Source organism: Kitasatospora sp. NBC_00039 (genome assembly GCF_045160625.1).
GTDB lineage: Bacteria > Actinomycetota > Actinomycetes > Streptomycetales > Streptomycetaceae > Kitasatospora.
In genome coordinates this window covers 858,172-875,459 of record NZ_CP108289.1, presented here as the reverse complement: position 1 = coordinate 875,459, position 17,288 = coordinate 858,172, and the positions used below count along the sequence as shown (strand labels likewise).

Genomic DNA, 17,288 nt, shown 5'->3' with positions numbered 1-17,288 from the left:
GTTCCCGGGTACCGGTGACCAGGTCACATAGCCTGACCGGGCCGTCCGTCCGGCGGCCAGTGGTCGGGAGCCGCACGAGGGTGGGCGGCCGGCGTCGTGGACAGGGGAGTACGTGGGCTCGTCAGCTTCGGCCGATCCGGGGGCCGCTCGGGGGCCCGCCCCGTCGGTACGACAGCGAATTCGCGCGTGGATGCTCCAAGGCGCCGAAACGGCGACACAGCACCCGGGCCCCCACGCCCAGGCCCCCGTCGAGCACAAGGGCCAGCGCTGGTGGCGGGTGATGTGCCTGACCGGCCTGGACTACTTCTCCACGCTCGGCTACCAGCCCGGGATCGCCGCGCTGGCGGCCGGCCTGCTGTCGCCGGTGGCGACCATCGTGCTGGTGCTGGTCACGCTGTTCGGTGCGCTGCCGGTGTACCGGCGGGTGGCGCAGGAGTCCCCGCACGGCGAGGGCTCGATCGCGATGCTGGAGCGGCTGCTGTCGTTCTGGAAGGGCAAGCTCTTCGTCCTGACGCTGCTGGGCTTCGCCGCGACCGACTTCATGATCACCATCACCCTGTCCGCCGCCGACGCCACCGCGCACCTGGTGGAGAACCCGCACCTGCACAGCGCGCTGAGCGGCCGGCAGGTGCTGATCACGCTGATCCTGGTCGCCCTGCTCGGTGGCGTCTTCCTGAAGGGGTTCAGTGAGGCGATCGGCCTGGCGGTGGTGCTGGTCGCGGTCTACCTGAGCCTGAACGTGGTCGTCGTCATCACCGGTCTCTGGGAGGTCCTCCGGGCCCCGCACCTGGTCACCGACTGGAAGGACGCGCTGACCGCCGAGCACGGCAACGCGATCGCGATGATCGGCGTCGCGCTGATCACGTTCCCCAAGCTGGCGCTCGGCCTGTCCGGCTTCGAGACCGGCGTCGCCGTGATGCCGCACATCGAGGGCGACCCCGACGACACCGAGGAGAAACCGACCGGCCGGATCCGCGGCGCCCGCAAGCTGCTGACCACGGCGGCGCTGATCATGAGCGTCTTCCTGATCACCACCAGCTTCATCACCACGCTGCTCATCCCCAAGCCCGCCTTCCAGCCCGGCGGCGCGGCCAACGGACGCGCCCTCGCCTACCTGGCCCACGAGTACCTCGGCAACACCTTCGGCAGCATCTACGACCTCTCCACCATCCTCATCCTCTGGTTCGCCGGCGCCTCCGCGATGGCCGGGCTGCTCAACCTGATGCCCCGCTACCTGCCCCGCTACGGCATGGCTCCGGACTGGGCCCGCGCGGTGCGCCCGACCGTCCTGGTGCTGACCGCCATCGGCTTCCTGGTGACGTGGCTCTTCGACGCCAGCGTGGACGCCCAAGGCGGCGCGTACGCCACCGGTGTGCTGGTGCTGATCAGCTCCGCCGCCATCGCCGTCACCATCGCCGCCCACAAGGCGAGGGAACGGAACTGGACGATCGGCTTCGCGGTGATCGCGGCGGTCTTCCTCTACACCACGGCGGTGAACATCGCCGAGCGGCCGGACGGCGTCAAGATCGGCGCCTGCTTCATCGCCGGCATCATGCTGCTGTCGCTGCTCTCCCGGCTCAAGCGCGCCTTCGAACTGCGGGTCACCGACGTCGTCCTGGACGAGGCGGCGGAACGTTTCGTCCGCGACTACACCCACCGGCCGCTGCGGCTGATCGCCAACGAGCCCAACAACCGCGACCTCGTGGAGTACCAGGAGAAGAAGCGGCAGATCCGGGCGGACAACGACATCCCGGCCGAGGACGACCTGGTCTTCGTGGAGGTCACCGTACGCGACCCCTCGGAGTTCGAGGCCGTGCTGCGCGTCCACGGCGAGGTGCTGCACGACCGCTACCGGGTTCTCTCGCTGGAGAGCTCCAGCGTGTCGAACGCGCTGGCGGCGCTGCTGCTGACGGTCCGCGACCGGACGGGGCAGCAGCCGCACATCTACTTCGAGTGGACGGAGGGCAATCCGTTCGCGCAGTTCCTGCGGTTCTTCCTGTTCGGCCACGGCGAGGTCGCCCCGGTCACCCGCGAGGTGCTCCGGGAGGCCGAGCCGGACCGGCACCGCCGCCCCCGCGTCCACGTCGGCTGAGTCCTCGGCCGCTCCCGGGCGGCCCGCCCGGGCCCGGGGCCGTCACCTGCTGGGGCGGGACCTGCTCCAGGCGGGGGCGACGAGGGCGATCAGGCCGATGGCGAAGACGAGCTGGAGGAGGTGGCGGATCCAGTCGATGCCGGAGGTGTGGCGGACGCCGACCCAGCCGGCCACCGCGTTGCCGAGCAAGGCACCGGCGGCGCCGAGCAGCATCGTCAGCCACCACGGGATCGCCTGCGGGCCGCGCAGGATCAGCTTGGCGATCACGCCCAGCACGAAGCCGATGAGCAGAATCCACAGGAGCTGGAACATCGCATTCCACCTTTCGAGGCGCGTCGTCACATGATCGCCCGGATCGCCGGGCCCGGCACGTCGGAGCGGTGCGTGGCGTCCGCGTGCCCGGTGTCCGCACGCCCGCAATCTGCGTCAAGTTGTCTGGACAGCTTGGGGTCGACGGGTCGTCACCGAGCCGACATGCGGCACTCCGGCACCGTCCATCTGGGGCACGTAGACATAACGGGTCCGGGCCGAAACCAGCCCCCGCCCGGCGCCCGTGACAAGGAGCAACCCCCCGATGAGTCCGATGCCCGAACTGTCGCGCCGCACGATCCTCGGTGGTGCGGCGGCGGCCGCCGCGCTGTCCGCCCTCCCGCTCAGCGTGCGCGAGGCGCTGGCCGCGCCGGCGAAGCCCGGCAAGCCGGCCGCAAGGGCGTCTTCGACTCCACCCTCGTCTCGCCCGCCGTCCCGATCCCGGCCGGCACGGGCACCCTGCACCTCGCCTTCGACTCCCACTACCGCCAGGAGGCCCCGCAGAAGGCGACGGTCACCGCCGTCTTCGACGACGGCACCGAGACCCGCCTGCTCGCCTACGGCAGCGACGCGACCGGAAACGACAACGCCGGCAAGGACGTCCAGGTCACCTTCGTCACCAAGCAGTTCGCCGTCCCCGCCGGCGCCCGCACGGTGACCCTGAAGTTCCGGATGTACGACGCCGGCAACAACTGATACTGGGCCGTCGACCACATCCGCCTCGACACCAGGCCCATCACCGTCTGACGCCCCGGCAGGCCCCGGCCCGCGCACCCCGCCCGCCCGGGGTGCCCGGGCCGCGCGCGTGGGGAGCGGATTCGCGCCGGGTGATCGCCGGAACGGGCCGGAAAGTCGCTGTGCGTCAACGCGGCGTCACGTCAGGATGTCATGGACGCGGACACGCCGCGTCGACGAGAGGAGCCGAGAGCCGTGATCCGTCTTCGGGCTGCCGCCCTGACCCTGGGCTGTACCGCTGCTGCGCTGACCCTGACGATGTCCACCGCGCACGCCGCGCCGGGGGACACCACCAACGTCTGCGGGTCCGTGCTCACCCCGAGCGGGTTCGTCGACGTGCAGTGGTGGAACAGCGCCGGCTGCGGGGCGGGCACCTTCAGCCCCAACTCCAAGAAGATCATGCAGCTCACCGGCTACCCGGTGGGTACCGTGGTCAACGCCTGCGCCTCCACCTGGCCGCCGGCGGGCTGGGTGCAGGTCAGTGACTTCTACAGCTCCAGCTGCAACTACTCCGCGGTGCCCAGCTTCAGCAAGAACTCCTGGCAGCTGAAGCGCGTCTCCTGACGCTCCGCCGCTGCTCCCCGCGGACCCGGAGGTCCTGGCTGCTGCCTTGCTGGAAGCCTCCGGGTCAACGCGGTGAGGTCGTGCACACGGATGTGCCGGTGGCCGCACAGACGGCCACACCCGCGCCGAGCTGCATGGGGACCGAGTTGCCGCTCTGGCCCAGCTGTTCCCAGGCGGCAGCAGCCTGGGCCCGCGCCGAGGGGGCGAAGCAGCCCGGGTTCTCCTTGACGACGATGGCTGCCGCCCGTGTCTTGATTGTGCGCACGGTGTCCTCCGTGCCCAGCTTCGACCACTCGTCCATGAGGTCCGCCGCCGTGCGCCGCGGCCCCGAGCACGACGGCTCGGACGGACTGTGCACCTGCGCCCCCACGACGTACCCTCCACTCGCGAACACCACAGCACCGGCGGCCAGAGCCAGGACGATCCCCCAACGCCTTCTCATGGCAACCCACCGTAGGGCCGCCCGGCTCACGAGACCAGTGATTACGTCGGGCCGTCGGCGGCCCGCCGTCCCGGCCGGAGGGAATTCCTCCTGACGTGTCGAATCCGGCGGAGGAGCCGCGTCGTACAGGATGAGGCCGCGGATGCGAGGACGCCCTCCAGGGCGCCTGGATCACCGTCGCCGCCCGGCGCAAGGCGATCGACTGGCTCCGGCGCGGATTGGCCGTCGCCGACCGTGCCCGCCCGGCTCGCCCCCCTCGCCCGTCTCGACGCCCAGGAGCACCCCGCCGAGCCGGACGACCCGGGGCGCCCGAGGGCGACCGGCTGCGGCTGACCTTCACCTGCTGCCACCCGGCACTGGCCCTGCCGGCCCGGGTCGCGCTCACCCTGAAGACCCTCGGAGGCCTGAACACCGGCGAGATCGTCCGGGCCTTCCTGGTCGGCGAGACCACCGTGGCCCAGCGGCTGGTCCGCGCCAAGCGAAAGATCGCCCAGGCCGGCATCCCCTACCGGGTGCTCGGTCGGCTGGACCCGTCCCCGGTGGTCGAGGTGAACCGCGCGGTGGCCGTCGCCCGCGCCACCCGCCCGAAGGCCGGCCTCACCCTGCTCGCCCCGCTGCTCGACGACCCCCGGCTGGCCCGCTACCAGCCCCTGCACGCCGCCCGGGCCGACCTGCTGCGCCGGGCGGGCCGCTACGGCGAGGCCGCGGACGCGTGCCGGGAGGCGATCCGGCTGACCGCCAACGAGGTCGAGCGGGCCGAACTCGAACGGCGGCTGGGCGCCCTGCCGGGCTGACCGTGCCCGGCGCGCGCGGTCAGGCCTCGCGGCCGGGCAGGGCCGTCCGGCCGGGCATGACACCCCGACCGGAGGGCCTCGCGGCAGGTCGGGTCTCTCGACCGGTCAAGTCTCTCGATCATTGAGATATATGATGCGACCGACCGTCACCGGCCCCGGCACGAAGGGCGCTTCACGATGCTCACCGGCAGCCCCACCGCCCGGCGCCGAGCCCGGCTGCTGATCCCGCTCGCCCTGCTGATCGTCTGGCTGGGCCTCGGCGGGGCGTTCGGCTCGTACGCGGGCAGGCTCTCCGAGGTCGCCACCAACGACCGGGCCGCCTTCCTGCCGCGCAGCGCGGAGTCCACCGAGGTGGCCCGGCTCGGGCAGGAGTTCCAGACCGCCGCCACGCTGCCGGTGATCGTGGTCTGGGAGGGCCGCACCGGGGCCGTCGGCGACGCGCAGCGCGCCGCCGCCGAGCGCGCCCTGGCCGCAGCCGCCCGCGTCCCCGGCGCCACCGGGCGGGTGTCGCCCGCCGTGCCCGCTGGGGACGGCCGAGCCCTGCAGGGCGTCGTCCAGCTCCGTGCCGACCTCGGGCGGCAGACCGGCGACAGCGTCCGCGCCGTGCGCGAACTCGCAGCCCGGGTGCCGGACACCACCGTCGGCCTGGCCGGCCCGGCCGCGGTCGCGGCCGACCTCGGCAGCGCCTTCGCCGGCATCGACGGACTGCTGCTCGGCGTCGCCCTCGGTGTGGTGCTGCTGATCCTGCTCGCGGTCTACCGGGCCGTCCTGCTGCCCCTGCTGGTCATCCTCGGCGCGGTCTTCGCCCTCGGGATCGCCTGCGCCCTGGTCTACCTGCTCGCCGGCCGCGGCCTGGTCCGGGTGGACGGCCAGGTGCAGGGCCTGCTCTCGATCCTGGTGATCGGTGCGGCCACCGACTACGGGCTGCTGCTCTCCGCCCGCTTCCGGGAGGAGCTGCACCTGCACGGCGACCGGTTCGCCGCGATGCGCACCTCCTGGCGGCGGTCGGTCGAGCCGATCGCCGCCTCCGGCGCGACCGTCGCCCTCGGGCTGCTCGTCCTGCTGCTCTCCGACCTGACCAACAACCGGGCGCTCGGGCCGGTCGGCGCGGTCGGGATCGGCTGTGCGGTCCTCTCCGCGCTCACCTTTCTGCCCGCCGCCCTCGCTCTGCTCGGCCGCGCCGCCTACTGGCCGGCCCGGCCGGCCGCCGACGGACGGGCTCCGGTACACGCCGTCTGGGAGCGGGTGGCCGCGCTGGTCGGCCGCCGGCCGCGCGCCACCTGGGCGGCGAGCCTGGCGGTGCTCGCCGCCCTGGCCGCGTTCGCGCCCACCCTGGACTCCGGCGGCGTGCCGCAGAGCGAGCTGTTCGTCAAGGCCCAGCCCTCGGCGGCCGGCCAGCGGCTGCTGTCGGCGCACTTCGCGGGCGGCTCGGGCAACCCGGCCGTCGTCCTCGCCGAGGCCGGGCAGGCCGAGGCGGTGGCCGCCGCGGCCGCCGTCCCCGGGGCGGCCGGCGTCCGGCCGTACACGGGTGGGGCGCCGGGAGGCGTTCCCAAGGTGGTGGACGGGCGGGTCCGGCTGGACGTGACGCTCGCCGACCCGGCCGACAGTGACGAGGCCATCGCCACCGTTCGCCGCCTGCGGCAGGCGGTGCACGCGGTGCCGGGCGCGGACGCGCTGGTCGGCGGGTACACCGCGCAGCAGTACGACACCCGGGTCACGGCGGAGCACGACCGCTCGTTCATCATGCCGGTGGTGCTGCTCTGCATCCTCGCCGTGCTCGTCCTGCTGCTGCGCTCGCTGCTGGCACCCGTCCTGCTGGCCGCCACCGTCGCGCTCTCCTACCTGGCCACACTCGGCGTCAGCGCGCTGGTCTTCCCGCACGTCTTCGGCTTCACCGCCACCGACCCCTCGGTGCCGCTGTACGGGTTCGTGTTCCTGGTGGCGCTGGGCGTGGACTACAACATCTTCCTGATGACCCGGGTGCGCGAGGAGGCGCAGCGGGTCGGCACCCGGGAGGGGGTGCTGCGCGGGCTGACCGCGACCGGCGGGGTGATCACCTCGGCCGGGGTGGTGCTCGCCGCGACCTTCGCCGCGCTCGGCGTGATCCCGCTCGCGTTCCTTGCCCAGATCGCCTTCATCGTGGCCTTCGGAGTGCTGCTGGACACACTGCTGGTGCGGTCGCTGCTGGTGCCCGCGCTGGTCCGCGACCTCGGGGAGGGGGTCTGGTGGCCCGCCCGGCCGGGCCGGGTGACGGCTCGTCCGGCGGTGCCGGAGCAGGTCGGCGAGCGGGTCTGACGGCGCCCGTCGGCGGGTGCCGTCGGCGCGCGCCGCGGGTGAGCGCCGCCCGTTAGGCTGAACGGGTCAGCACGCCGTACACGACCCGGAGCGGATGATCTTGTCGGAGCAGGAGCCGAGCACGCCCCCGACGATGCCGGTAGCGGCCGACGCGCCGGCTCTCGGGCGGCTCCTCCAGGACCTCGCCTCCGAGCTGCACCTGCTCGGCCACGGCTTCGCCGCCGCGAGCGGCCTGCATGCCACCGACGTCCAGGCGCTGCTGGCCGTCATGCGGGCGGCGCCCGGGCAGGACGGCGGCCCCGGCGGGATCACACCCGGCCGGCTGCGCGAGGAGCTGGCCCTCACCTCGGGCGCCGTCACCGCGGTGCTGGACCGGCTGGAGCGCGCCGGGCACATCCGGCGCACCCGGGACGCCGCCGACCGCCGGCAGGTGCTGGTGCACTACCTGCCGGGCGCCGGGCTGATGGCCGCCGAGTGGTTCGCGCCGGTCGCGCGGCGCACGGAGGTGGTGCGCGGGGAGTTCACGGCGGCGGAGCTGGCCGCGGTGGCCCGCTTCCTCGGCCGGCTCACCGGCGAGCTGGAGGAGCTGCGGTACACGCGCTGACCGCGGCGCCCGCCCCGGCCGGGGCACATGCGCCGGCAGCGGCACCTGCACAGACCGCGCCACCTGCGCTGACCGTGCCTCCCGCGAGCTCTATCGGCCGAGCCGACGGGTGATCAGCGCGTCCAGGCCGTCCAGGATGCGCTCCAGGCCGAACGCCAGGGCCTGGTCGTGGCCGTCCTGCGCCGTCATCGCCACCGCGAGCGCGGGGAAGCGGTCGGCGTGCTCCTGGACCAACCCGCCGAGGACGGCCAGCATCTGCGACTCGGGTCCGCCGCCCGGCCCGGCGGCCCGGGCCTGCTCGGCGATGCCGCGGACGTGGCCGGCCAGCAGGACGGCGGCGTCCATCCGCTCGGGCCCGGTCAGCCCGTTTCCGTCCAGCGCGGCCACCACCCGCTCCAGCCAGGCGAGTTCCCTCGGGCCCATCACCCGGGGGCCGACGGGGGCGTCCAGCAGCCAGGGGTGGGCGCCGAAGACATCGGTCAACTGCGCGGACCAGTCGCGGAGTTGCTCGCGCCAGTCGGGCGCGCCGGTGGCCGGGGCGGGTTCGCCGACCGCCTCCTCGACCATCAGCGCGACCAGCTCCGCCTTGCCCGGCACGTACCGGTAGAGCGACATCTTCGTGTAGTCGAGCAGTCCGGCCACCCGCTGCATCGAGACGGCGCCGAGCCCCTCCGCGTCCGCGATCTCGATGCCGGCCCAGGCGATCCGCTCCAGGGTGAGCGCCGGCTTGGGCCCCCGGGTCGGTTTCGGGTGGGGGCCCCAGAGAAGTCGGGCCGTGTCGGCCGCCCCGCTGCCGGATCCAGTGCTCAATTCCCGCTCCCGTCCTGCCTCCGGCGCCGGCTCCTTGCCGAACCGGCCCCACTGTGTCTACCGTACACAGCAGCAATCAGTGTCCGACAGACACAGTTTCTGGAGGGCGACGGACCTCGCCGCGCCCCGCCGGCTTGCGGCGGGCTGCGGCGATCTCATCGGATGGAGCGGTTTCTCATGGGCACGAAGGTCCTCATCTCGGGGGCGAGCATCGCCGGGCCCGCGCTGGCCCACTGGCTGGGGCGGTACGGCTTCGAACCGACCGTCGTCGAGCTGGCCCCCGCCCTGCGCGGCGGCGGCCAGGCCGTCGACTTCCGCGGCGAGACCCACCTGACGGTGCTGGAACGGATGGGCGTGCTGGACGAGCTTCGCCGGATGGGCACCGGCGGCAGCCCGATGAGCTTCGTCGACCGCCGCGGCCGTCAACTGCTCCACCTGCCGGCCGACTTCGCCGGAGGTGACGTCGAGGTGCCGCGCGGCGAGCTGGCCCAGGTGCTGTACCGGCACAGCCTGCCCGCCACCGAGTACGTCTTCGGCGACTCGATCACCGCGCTGGAGGAGACGCCCACCGGCGTCCGGGTGGAGTTCCGGCACGGCGCGCCGCGCGCGTTCGACCTGGTGATCGGCGCCGACGGGCTGCACTCCAACGTCCGCCGGCTGGCCCTCGGGCCCGAGCGGCGCTACGTCCGCCACCTCGGCTACTACGCCGCCACCTGGCAGCTTCCCAACGACCTGGGCCTCGCGCCCGGTTCGGTCGGCCTCAATGTGCCGGGCCGGCTCGCCTCCGTCGGCGCGGACCACCGTGACCCGGGCAGGGCCGGCGCCTTCTTCCTCTTCGCCTCGCCCGAACTCGCCTACGACCGGCACGACATCGAACAGCAGAAGAAGCTGGTCAGGGACGCCTTCGCCGGCCTCGGCTGGGAGGTGCCCCGGCTGCTGGAGAGCCTGCGCGAGGCCCCGGAGCTGTACTTCGACTCGATCAGCCGGGCGGACGTGCCCGTCTGGTCCACCGGCCGGACCGCCCTGGTCGGCGACGCCGCCTGCGGCGCCACCATCGGCGGCATGGGCACCGGCACCGCCGTAGTCGCCGCGTACGTCCTGGCCGGCGAACTCGCCCGCGCCCGCGGTGACCACCGCGCCGCCTTCGCCCGGTACGAGAACACCGTCCGCGGCTACGCCGAGGGCTGCCAGAAGGGCGGCGACCGCACCGGCCCGTTCCTCGCCCCGGGGACGGCGGCCGGACTGCGGGTGCGAAACGGGCTGCTGGGGCGGCGGTGGATCCTCAACCGGATGCTGGAGCTGGGCAGGAAGGTCGGCAGCACCATCGAACTGCCCGACTACGAAGCCGAGTCGGCGGCACACTGACCGGTGCGGCCCCCGCCGTCCGGCGGGTTCATCTCATGGGCGTGATCCGGGTGCCGCCGTCCAGCACGGCCTCCACCGAGACGGTGGCCCGGGCGGGCCGTTCGACGGCGAGGGTGTGGTCGGGCGCGGGCCGGTCGGCCGTCCAGTCGGGGCCCTTGGCGGTGATCCGGGCGACCCGGCGGCTGCCCGCCGCCAGCAGGAACTCGGTGCCCTGCGGGGAGCGCCACCACGTCCAGCCGACGGTGTCCTGCTCGAACCGGCTGCACGCCCGCCCGGGCCCGCCCCCGGTGCGCTGCGGGCTGCGCGCCCCCGGCAGCAGGACGGCGGTCGCGGCGCTGCCTTCGCCGTTCCACCGGTCGGCCCGCAGACAGACCCAGGACGCCGCGCCCGCGTTCTGCGGCAGCTGCTGCACCGCGAACGCCCAGAGGTCCAGCTGCTTGACCCCCGGCGTGCCGTCCGGCACCGCGCAGCCGCCGTGCGCCCAGGCCTGGAGCGCCTCCGGAGTGACCGCCTCGCGGGGCTCGCGGTCCGGCTGGGTGCGGTCCGGCGGCGGGGTGTAGCTGAGATGGGCGGGGACGAGCCCGCCGAGGTCGGCCAGCAGGAAGGCGTGCTTCTCGGCGATCACGGGGGAGGAGTACAGCTGGAGCACGGCGGCGCCCCGGCAGTCCGCGAGCGGCCCGGGGGAGCTCATGGCCGCCGGGGCGCCCGGGGCCACGGCCGTCACCCCGTCCGCGCGGTCCAGCGGCTTGGCGGGAGCGTCCGGCTGGTCGATCCGCCGGGTTTCGGCCGCGTCGATCCAGGGTGCGAGCAGGTAGCGGGCGGAGGTGCCCTGGCGGCGCAGCACCACCGCGCCCGCGGTGGTGACGGAGGAGCCGTCGGCCCGGGCGAGGTCGAGCCCGCCGCCGCGCCCGTCGCTGTAGCGGGCCAGCCGCCCGCCGTCGTACAGCACCACCACGGCCGTGCCGTCGACCGTGCCGGCGAACAGCAGGTGCGGCGTCCCGGTGGGCGGGGCGGTGTCCGTGCCCGGCTCGGCCCTGGTCTGCGGGCCGGGCCGGGCGGCCTGTGCCCAGGCGGTGAGCGCCTGGCCGAGCAGGGTGGTGTCGTCGCGGCGGTCGCCACGGGCGGGCCACGCGGAGAAGTCGAGCCGTGCGGTGTGCTGCCACTGGTCCGGCGCGACCCGGACCAGCCGGGCCGGGTCGGGCGCCGCCCCGGCCGGCGGCGCGGGGAGCGGGTGGGCGGCGGCCGGGCCGCCGCCGGAGGATCCGGACAGCACGGCGGCCGTGGTGGTGAGCGCCAGCGCGGCCGCCGCGAGCGAGGCGCCCACGGTGCGGCGGCGGCGCAGCAGGTCGGTGGGCTGGACACGGACGGCGCAGGGGTCGAAGGCGGGCAGTTCCGGCGCGGCGGAGGGGAGTTCGGCGGCCCGGTCGACGGCCCGGTCCGGCTCGGCGGCCCCGGCCGCTCGCAGCACCTCGGCGGCCTCCCCGGGCGTCAGGCCCTCGACCGCCAGCAGCGCGAACGCCGCCCGCGCGGACGCGTCCAGACCGGCCAGCTCCCGGTCCAGCGCCGCGTCCTCCTCCCCGCCGCCCGGGGTGAACAGCCGCACCCCCCTGACCCGTGGCGCGAGCAGCCGGTCCACGGGCCGCGGCCGCAGGGCGGCGCGGAGCACCCGCAGTCGGAGCGCGGCGTACACCGGGTCCTCGTCCGGGCCGGCCGGGGCGCCCGGGCCGGCGGGGCGGCGCCAGCGGGAGGGCAGGGCGCACTGGACGGCCGCGTGCGCGGCGAGGACGCGGCTGTGGCGGTCCCGGTCGGCGGGCAGGGCCAGGTACGCCAGCCGCACCAGCCGGCGGTAGTGGCGTACCAGAGCCGCCTCGGCCTGTGCCACCGGGCGCACGGAGGCGCCTTGCGGCGATGGTCCGGCTGTCCGTCCTGCCAACGCGTCCTCCCCGGAGCCGTGCGTGGTCGTGGTGGACGGTCCAACGAGTCGATCATGTGATGGTTGCGCCGTCCGGGGCGGGTCTTCGCGGTGCGGGCGGTGGCGGGGCCGGCGCGCGGGCCGTGAGGGGGGTGTTGGGCGGGCAGGGCCGTTGGTCCCCGATTTTCAGCCCGTTGGCCTCTGGCGGTGTGCCTGGGCAGGGGCGATGCTCCAGGCGTACCCGGCCGGACGACGGTCGTCCGGCCGACATCCTTCGCGGACGAGGTGAACCGGCGTGCGGCATGCCACCGTCGAATCTGTGATGACCAGCCCTGTGGTCCGGGTCGCGCCCGAGACCGGCTTCCGGGAGATCGTCGCGCTGCTGGCCGAGTACGACATCACCGGTGTGCCGGTGGTGGACGCGCAGGGGCGGCCGCTGGGCATCGTCTCGGAGGCGGACCTCCTGCTCACCCTGGCCGCGCAGGAGGACCCGGGCAGTCTCCTGCCGGCCCCCGAACTGCCCCGGACCGGGCCGGGCGGCGCCGTCACCGCCGCCGACCTGATGACCGGCCCGGCGGTCTGCACCACGCCGGGCACCAGCGTGGTCGCGGCGGCGCGGCAGATGCGCCGGCACGGGGTGAAGCGCCTGCCGGTGCTGGATGCGGAAGGCCGGGTGTTCGGCATGGTCAGCCGGGGCGATCTGCTGCGGGTCTTCCTGCGCGAGGACCGGGTGATCCGGCGGGAGATCGTCGAGGAGGTGCTCGGCCGGATCGAGGGTGTCAGCCCCGCCGAGGTGGGCGTGGAGGTGGACCAGGGCCGGGTGGTGCTCAGCGGCACCGTCCCGGAGCCGCACCTCGTCCCGATCGTGCTGAACCTGTGCCGTTCGGTGGACGGTGTCGTCTCGGTCACCGACCGGCTGGGCAGCAGCGGCGCGGCGCCGGCCCCGGTCGGCTGACGGCGGCCGGCCGCCGGTCGCCGGTCGCGGACCCGGAGGATCCGCTTCGCATACTGCGGAGCGTATCGGGTAAGTCACTCTGTGTACCGGCCGGCATCGGGCCGCCGGTGCGCAGGGGCACCGGGGAGGCGGCCGTGGCAGTCGTGTTCGATGCGGACTTCACTTCGACCAGGCAGTGGACGGCGGGCCGCAGCAGCGCCTATCCCCGGATGGGGCCGACCAACCGGGGCGATCACAAGCTCGACTTCCTCGGCCGCGCCTACTGCCCGGGCGGGGTGTTCACCGCCACCCGGCGGCACGGCGGCGAGCTGTGGACGTGCAGCCTGCTCACCACCGAGGGAAGCGCGGAGGGCTTCCAGGTCCGCACCGGCGACGTGATGGATGCGCGGGTCACGCTCCCGGTCGAGCTGGGTGCCTGGCCGGCCATCTGGACCTGGCGGGACGGCGGCAACGAGGTGGACGCCTTCGAGTACCACCCCGACCACCCGGACCTGCTGGAGATCTCCAACCACGTCCGTGGCGGCTTCCGGTACTGGCACGGCGGCGCCGCCGGCATAGCCCCGGGCGCGACCTTCGACCTGAGGACCGTGCTCGGGGCGTACTCGGTCGACTGGTTCGTCGACGGCACCCTGGTGCATGCGGACCGCCGCGGGGTCGGGCCGGACTGGCACGCGTACCTGATCGTCAACATGTCGGTGGCGGACGGCACCTACCACGACCGCCCGCCGGCCGACGGGCCGGACCGGCTCAGCTGGGTCTGCCACAGCCTGCGGGTCGAGCGCTGAGGCCGTCGCCTGCGGGTCGAGCGCCGAGGCCGGCGCCCGCGGCAGGGCCGCCCGGCCTCAGGCGGCCGGCGGGAACGTCGCGGTGATCAGGCCGCGCGGGCCGGAGCGCTGGAACCAGACCACCCGGCGGTGCGGACCGATGAACGCGGGGTGCGTCACGTAGAGATCGTCGCGTGGGGCCTGCTCGTTGCCGGGCGTGAGGGCGGCGTCATGCGCGTCGTCGGCGATGGCGCGCAGGAGCGCGTGGGCGGTCGCGGTCGCCGCGGACGGGGCGATGGCGAGGGCGGTGAGCTCGTCCCAGAGGCGGGTCGAGACGTAGGCGATCGGCGAGCGGCCGAGGGCCGGGTGCGGGCGACCGTCCTCGTAGCGGCGCAGCACCCCGGCCGCGACGAGCCGCTCGCGGTCGTCCGCCGGCGGATGGTGGTCCATGGGTCGCAACGCTACCCGCTGGCCCTGACCGGCGGGGCGGGAGAGCTTTTCCGGGCATTCTCAGACAGCCTCACGTCCGCCCGGTCGCTTGCGGGCGCACGATGGTGGGTGGGGTGCCGCGGTGGACGGGGCGCCGGACACCTCGGCGGGCCCGGGCGGGCCGGAAGAGGAGGTCGTCATGAGGCACTGGTACGGACACGGGCACGGACACGCCCTCGGCGGCTGGGGCCTGGGGCTGATGGCGATCGTGATGCTGCTGGTCGTGGCGGTGCTGGTGCTGGCCGTCGTCGCGCTCGTCCGCCATCTGTCGCGGACGCCGCGGACGGTGCCGCCCGGCGCGTGGGGGCCGGGTGGGGCGGCAGCGGTGCCGCCCGGGCGGGCGGAGCCGCCGACGGCGGAGCAGTTGCTCGCCGAGCGGTTCGCCCGCGGGGAGATCGATGCGCCGGAGTACCGCCACCGGCTGGACACGTTGCGCGCCGCCGAGGGGCCGGGGCCCGGCACGGGCGGCGGAGGGTGAACGGGCGGAGGGCCGCCGCGTCGACTTGGGTTCGCGCGGCGGCCCTCCGGTCTGTGTCAGGTGCTGTTACTCGACGACCAGCTCGACCGGGATGTTGCCACGGGTGGCCCGGGAGTACGGGCAGACCTCGTGCGCCTGCTTGACGAGCAGCTCGCCGCTCTCGCCGGCGAGGGCATCCGGCAGCTCGACGCGCAGGACCACCGCGAGGCCGAAGCCGGCGCCGTCCTTGCCGATGGAGACCTCGGCGGTGACCGAGATCTCGCCGGTGTCGACCCGCGCCTGCCGGCCGACCAGGCTCAGGGCGCTCGCGAAGCAGGCCGCGTAGCCGGCGGCGAACAGCTGCTCCGGGTTGGTGCCCTGTCCGCTGCCGCCGAGAGCGGGCGGCATCGCCAGGGCGAGGTCCAGCTGTCCGTCGGAGCTGACGGTGCGGCCCTCCCGGCCGTTCGCGGTGGCCACTGCGGTGTAGAGCGCGTCCATGGGTCCGTTCCCTTCCGTCCTGCGTCGGTCGTGCTTCTGTCCTCGGCGGCCGGGTTGACCGCCTTGCGGGTTCAAGTAGAGCACGCAATTCAATTGCGCACAACTGAATCGCGCATGTGGCCGGTACGATGGGGTTCATGGCCAAGCTCCCCGAGACCGATCGCTCCGACTCGACCGACGCGTACCTGCTCCGCGACGAGGAGCTGCTCCGCCTCGACCAGCAGATCTGCTTCTCGCTGAACGCCGCCTCGCGCGCCTTCGGCGGCGTCTACCGGGTGCTGCTCAAGGACCTCGGCCTCACCTACCCCCAGTACCTGGTCATGCTCGTGCTCTGGGAGCACGGCGACCTGCCCGTGAAGCGGATCGGCGAGCGCCTGCGACTGGACTCCGGCACCCTCTCCCCGCTGCTCAAGCGGTTGGAGGCGGCGGGCCTGGTCCGCCGCGAGCGCAGCCCCGAGGACGAGCGGTCGGTGAACGTCAGCCTCACCGACGCGGGGTTGGTCCTGCGTGAGCGGGCGGGCCAGGTGCCGCGCCGGCTCCTCGCCGCGACCAGCCTCCCGGTCGAGGACCTGGCCGCCCTGCGCTCCCTGCTGGACCGGGTCACGGGCGCGCTCGACTCGGCCGTCCTCGCGGGCGGCGACGGCGCCTGACGTCGGCGGACGACGGCGGACCTGCGGAAACGGCGGCGGACCCCGGCTGGCGCCGGCGGACCTGCGGCGACGGCTCAGGGCGTGTTGGCGGGGGAGCGGCGGTGAGTTGTGATCGGCTTGGCGGCATGCTCGGGGCCCGCTCCCTGAGCGGACCTCGCCGGATGGATCAGAAGGGCCTGCGATGGAGCTGTTCCCGCCGATGCCGCTCGCAGGGTGGCAGGACACCAAGGAGACGCTGCACCGCTTCGCTCAGATCGTCGGGAAGATCCGGCTCGCGGCGAGTGTGCGGCGCAACCACTGGTGGAACGTGCCGTTCCACCTCACCGGGCGAGGGATGACCACTCGCCCGATGGGCCGGATCGACGGCATTCCGGCCGCCGGCGCGGTCTCCGGTCCGATCTTCACGATCGACTTCGACTTCGTCGAGCACCGGCTGGTCGTCGCCACGGTGGACGGCCGGACGGTCTCCTTCCCGCTGGCCGGCCAGTCCGTGGCCTCGTTCCACCGCGCGACCCTGGACGCCCTGGCGGCCCTGGGCGTCCAGGTCGAGATCCGGATCCCCCGCCCGTACGCCCTGCCCGACGCCGCCCGGCCGTTCGCCGAGGACGTCGAGCACGCGTCGTACGATCCCGACTGGGCCAACCGGTACTGGCGGGTCCTCGGCCAGGTGGCACTGGTGCTGGAGGAGTTCGCGGCCCGGTTCTCCGGCAAGGCCAGCCCGGTGCACCATTTCTGGCACAGCCTGGACATCGCCCACACGCGGTTCTCCGGGCGGATCGTCCAGCAGCCCCCGCAGGCGGACCCGGTCACCCGGGAGGCGTACTCGCGTGAGCTGATCAGCTTCGGGTTCTGGTTCGGCGACGCCGACCTGGGCGAGCCGGCCTTCTACTCGTACACGGCCCCCGAGCCGGCCGGGCTCGCCGAGGAGCCGCTCACGCCGGCCTCCGCGCGGTGGCTCGCGCGCAACGGCGGCCACCTGGCCGTCCTGCCCTACGACGCGGCGCGTTCCGAGGCCGACCCGGTGTCGGCCGTGCTGGCCTTCTACGAGAGCGCCTACCAGGCCGGGGCCACGCGTGCCGGCTGGGACGCCGACGGCCTCGCCTGCCCCGGCGGCATCACGGACCAGCACCTGCGGGGTCCGTCGCTCTGAGGCGGTCAGTGCAGGTGGAGCTGCCAGTCGGCGGGCACCTTGCCGCGCGGTCCCGGCGTCGGCTGGGAGAGCGGGTGTGCGGCGGGCGGGGCCAGCTGCGGGCCCTCGTAGTACTGCCCGGTCTCGACGTTCCAGAACCACGCCTCGCCGGGTTCGAAGCTCGCCAGGAAGGGGTGCCCCGCCGCCCGGGCGTGCTTCGTGGCGTGCTGGGAGGGCGAGGAGTCGCAGCAGCCGATGTGGCCGCACGCGGTGCAGCGCCGCAGGTGCAGCCACCACCCCGGTCCGTCATCCGTCAGGCACTCCACGCATCCGTCCCCGCTCGGCCGTGCAGTGGGGTCGATGCCCGGGATGTCGTCATCGCTCATGTCGCATGCCTCCCTGGTCGGGCGCGGGCGCGGGCGCG

General features: G+C 74.4%; 19 protein-coding genes. 12 read left to right on the top strand and 7 right to left on the bottom strand.

Annotated features, from left to right (window positions below):
* Nucleotides 1-190 precede the first annotated feature (190 nt).
* Entirely contained in the window at nt 191-2,092 is a 1,902-nt protein-coding gene (locus tag OG286_RS04305) for an amino acid transporter (protein ID WP_396322252.1), read from the top strand.
* Nucleotides 2,093-2,134: 42 nt separating this feature from the next.
* Here OG286_RS04305 and OG286_RS04300 read toward each other — a convergent pair whose 3' ends face one another.
* Nucleotides 2,135-2,404: a GlsB/YeaQ/YmgE family stress response membrane protein gene (locus OG286_RS04300; RefSeq protein ID WP_396322253.1), complete on the bottom strand. Its 270-nt coding sequence runs from the start codon at nt 2,402-2,404 to the stop codon at nt 2,135-2,137.
* A 162-nt stretch (nt 2,405-2,566) separates the two neighbouring features.
* Between OG286_RS04300 and OG286_RS04295 the strand changes: the two genes are divergently transcribed.
* Both OG286_RS04295 and OG286_RS04290 read left to right on the top strand, forming a co-directional pair.
* Entirely contained in the window at nt 2,567-3,097 is a 531-nt protein-coding gene (locus OG286_RS04295; protein WP_405364748.1) for a hypothetical protein, read from the top strand.
* 234 nt (nt 3,098-3,331) lie between these two features.
* Entirely contained in the window at nt 3,332-3,700 is a 369-nt protein-coding gene (locus OG286_RS04290) for a hypothetical protein (RefSeq protein WP_396322255.1), read from the top strand.
* Nucleotides 3,701-3,764: 64 nt separating this feature from the next.
* On the opposite strand, the gene OG286_RS04285 is transcribed toward OG286_RS04290, so the two are convergent.
* Nucleotides 3,765-3,965, bottom strand: a complete 201-nt coding sequence (locus tag OG286_RS04285) for a hypothetical protein (RefSeq protein WP_405364746.1) — start codon at nt 3,963-3,965, stop codon at nt 3,765-3,767.
* 395 nt (nt 3,966-4,360) lie between these two features.
* On the opposite strand from OG286_RS04285, the gene OG286_RS04280 reads away from it, so the two are divergent.
* The 3 genes from OG286_RS04280 (at nt 4,361) to OG286_RS04270 (ending at nt 7,835) form a co-directional block, all read left to right on the top strand.
* On the top strand, nt 4,361-4,936 hold the full coding sequence (locus tag OG286_RS04280; protein ID WP_396322257.1) for a sigma factor-like helix-turn-helix DNA-binding protein: 576 nt from the start codon (nt 4,361-4,363) through the stop codon (nt 4,934-4,936).
* Between the two features lie 177 nt (nt 4,937-5,113).
* Nucleotides 5,114-7,231 carry an MMPL family transporter gene (locus tag OG286_RS04275; protein WP_405363071.1) on the top strand — a complete coding sequence of 706 codons (2,118 nt, stop codon included), beginning with the start codon at nt 5,114-5,116 and terminating at the stop codon, nt 7,229-7,231.
* A 94-nt stretch (nt 7,232-7,325) separates the two neighbouring features.
* A complete protein-coding gene (locus OG286_RS04270) occupies nt 7,326-7,835 on the top strand; it encodes a MarR family winged helix-turn-helix transcriptional regulator (protein WP_405363073.1) in 510 nt (169 codons plus the stop codon).
* 90 nt (nt 7,836-7,925) lie between these two features.
* On the opposite strand, the gene OG286_RS04265 is transcribed toward OG286_RS04270, so the two are convergent.
* Nucleotides 7,926-8,645 (bottom strand): TetR/AcrR family transcriptional regulator C-terminal domain-containing protein, encoded by a 720-nt coding sequence (locus OG286_RS04265; RefSeq protein WP_405364744.1) that lies wholly within the window; start codon nt 8,643-8,645, stop codon nt 7,926-7,928.
* Between the two features lie 177 nt (nt 8,646-8,822).
* On the opposite strand from OG286_RS04265, the gene OG286_RS04260 reads away from it, so the two are divergent.
* A complete protein-coding gene (locus OG286_RS04260; protein ID WP_405364742.1) occupies nt 8,823-10,010 on the top strand; it encodes an FAD-dependent monooxygenase in 1,188 nt (395 codons plus the stop codon).
* Between the two features lie 28 nt (nt 10,011-10,038).
* Here OG286_RS04260 and OG286_RS04255 read toward each other — a convergent pair whose 3' ends face one another.
* A complete protein-coding gene (locus tag OG286_RS04255) occupies nt 10,039-11,901 on the bottom strand; it encodes a hypothetical protein (protein ID WP_405364740.1) in 1,863 nt (620 codons plus the stop codon).
* Nucleotides 11,902-12,244: 343 nt separating this feature from the next.
* Between OG286_RS04255 and OG286_RS04250 the strand changes: the two genes are divergently transcribed.
* Together OG286_RS04250 and OG286_RS04245 are read left to right on the top strand one after the other, a co-directional pair.
* A complete protein-coding gene (locus OG286_RS04250) occupies nt 12,245-12,877 on the top strand; it encodes a CBS domain-containing protein (RefSeq protein WP_396322263.1) in 633 nt (210 codons plus the stop codon).
* A 134-nt stretch (nt 12,878-13,011) separates the two neighbouring features.
* The gene (locus OG286_RS04245; protein ID WP_396322264.1) at nt 13,012-13,662 is read left to right on the top strand and encodes a beta-glucanase; all 651 of its coding nucleotides are present in this window, start codon (nt 13,012-13,014) and stop codon (nt 13,660-13,662) included.
* Between the two features lie 57 nt (nt 13,663-13,719).
* On the opposite strand, the gene OG286_RS04240 is transcribed toward OG286_RS04245, so the two are convergent.
* Nucleotides 13,720-14,091 carry a hypothetical protein gene (locus OG286_RS04240; RefSeq protein WP_396322265.1) on the bottom strand — a complete coding sequence of 124 codons (372 nt, stop codon included), beginning with the start codon at nt 14,089-14,091 and terminating at the stop codon, nt 13,720-13,722.
* Between the two features lie 178 nt (nt 14,092-14,269).
* Here OG286_RS04240 and OG286_RS04235 point away from each other — a divergent pair, with 178 nt between their 5' ends.
* Nucleotides 14,270-14,608 carry an SHOCT domain-containing protein gene (locus OG286_RS04235; protein ID WP_396322266.1) on the top strand — a complete coding sequence of 113 codons (339 nt, stop codon included), beginning with the start codon at nt 14,270-14,272 and terminating at the stop codon, nt 14,606-14,608.
* A gap of 66 nt (nt 14,609-14,674) precedes the next feature.
* On the opposite strand, the gene OG286_RS04230 is transcribed toward OG286_RS04235, so the two are convergent.
* A complete protein-coding gene (locus OG286_RS04230) occupies nt 14,675-15,085 on the bottom strand; it encodes an organic hydroperoxide resistance protein (RefSeq protein ID WP_396322267.1) in 411 nt (136 codons plus the stop codon).
* 137 nt (nt 15,086-15,222) lie between these two features.
* On the opposite strand from OG286_RS04230, the gene OG286_RS04225 reads away from it, so the two are divergent.
* A complete protein-coding gene (locus OG286_RS04225) occupies nt 15,223-15,735 on the top strand; it encodes a MarR family winged helix-turn-helix transcriptional regulator (RefSeq protein ID WP_396322268.1) in 513 nt (170 codons plus the stop codon).
* A gap of 181 nt (nt 15,736-15,916) precedes the next feature.
* Nucleotides 15,917-16,885 (top strand): DUF5996 family protein, encoded by a 969-nt coding sequence (locus OG286_RS04220; protein ID WP_396322269.1) that lies wholly within the window; start codon nt 15,917-15,919, stop codon nt 16,883-16,885.
* A 5-nt stretch (nt 16,886-16,890) separates the two neighbouring features.
* Here the strand turns inward: OG286_RS04220 and OG286_RS04215 are convergent, their stop codons facing one another.
* Complete coding sequence (locus tag OG286_RS04215; protein WP_396322270.1) at nt 16,891-17,250, bottom strand: UBP-type zinc finger domain-containing protein; 360 nt, start codon at nt 17,248-17,250, stop codon at nt 16,891-16,893.
* Between the last annotated feature and the right edge of the window lie 38 nt (nt 17,251-17,288).

Coding starts and splice junctions, on each gene's coding strand:
- OG286_RS04305 (WP_396322252.1), top strand. CDS start 191: ATGCTCCAAGGCGCCGAAACGGCGACACAGCACCCGGGCCCCCACGCC.
- OG286_RS04300 (WP_396322253.1), bottom strand. CDS start 2,404: ATGTTCCAGCTCCTGTGGATTCTGCTCATCGGCTTCGTGCTGGGCGTG.
- OG286_RS04295 (WP_405364748.1), top strand. CDS start 2,567: ATGCGGCACTCCGGCACCGTCCATCTGGGGCACGTAGACATAACGGGT.
- OG286_RS04275 (WP_405363071.1), top strand. CDS start 5,114: ATGCTCACCGGCAGCCCCACCGCCCGGCGCCGAGCCCGGCTGCTGATC.
- OG286_RS04270 (WP_405363073.1), top strand. CDS start 7,326: ATGATCTTGTCGGAGCAGGAGCCGAGCACGCCCCCGACGATGCCGGTA.
- OG286_RS04260 (WP_405364742.1), top strand. CDS start 8,823: ATGGGCACGAAGGTCCTCATCTCGGGGGCGAGCATCGCCGGGCCCGCG.
- OG286_RS04250 (WP_396322263.1), top strand. CDS start 12,245: ATGACCAGCCCTGTGGTCCGGGTCGCGCCCGAGACCGGCTTCCGGGAG.
- OG286_RS04240 (WP_396322265.1), bottom strand. CDS start 14,091: ATGGACCACCATCCGCCGGCGGACGACCGCGAGCGGCTCGTCGCGGCC.
- OG286_RS04235 (WP_396322266.1), top strand. CDS start 14,270: ATGAGGCACTGGTACGGACACGGGCACGGACACGCCCTCGGCGGCTGG.
- OG286_RS04230 (WP_396322267.1), bottom strand. CDS start 15,085: ATGGACGCGCTCTACACCGCAGTGGCCACCGCGAACGGCCGGGAGGGC.
- OG286_RS04225 (WP_396322268.1), top strand. CDS start 15,223: ATGGCCAAGCTCCCCGAGACCGATCGCTCCGACTCGACCGACGCGTAC.
- OG286_RS04220 (WP_396322269.1), top strand. CDS start 15,917: ATGGAGCTGTTCCCGCCGATGCCGCTCGCAGGGTGGCAGGACACCAAG.
- OG286_RS04215 (WP_396322270.1), bottom strand. CDS start 17,250: ATGAGCGATGACGACATCCCGGGCATCGACCCCACTGCACGGCCGAGC.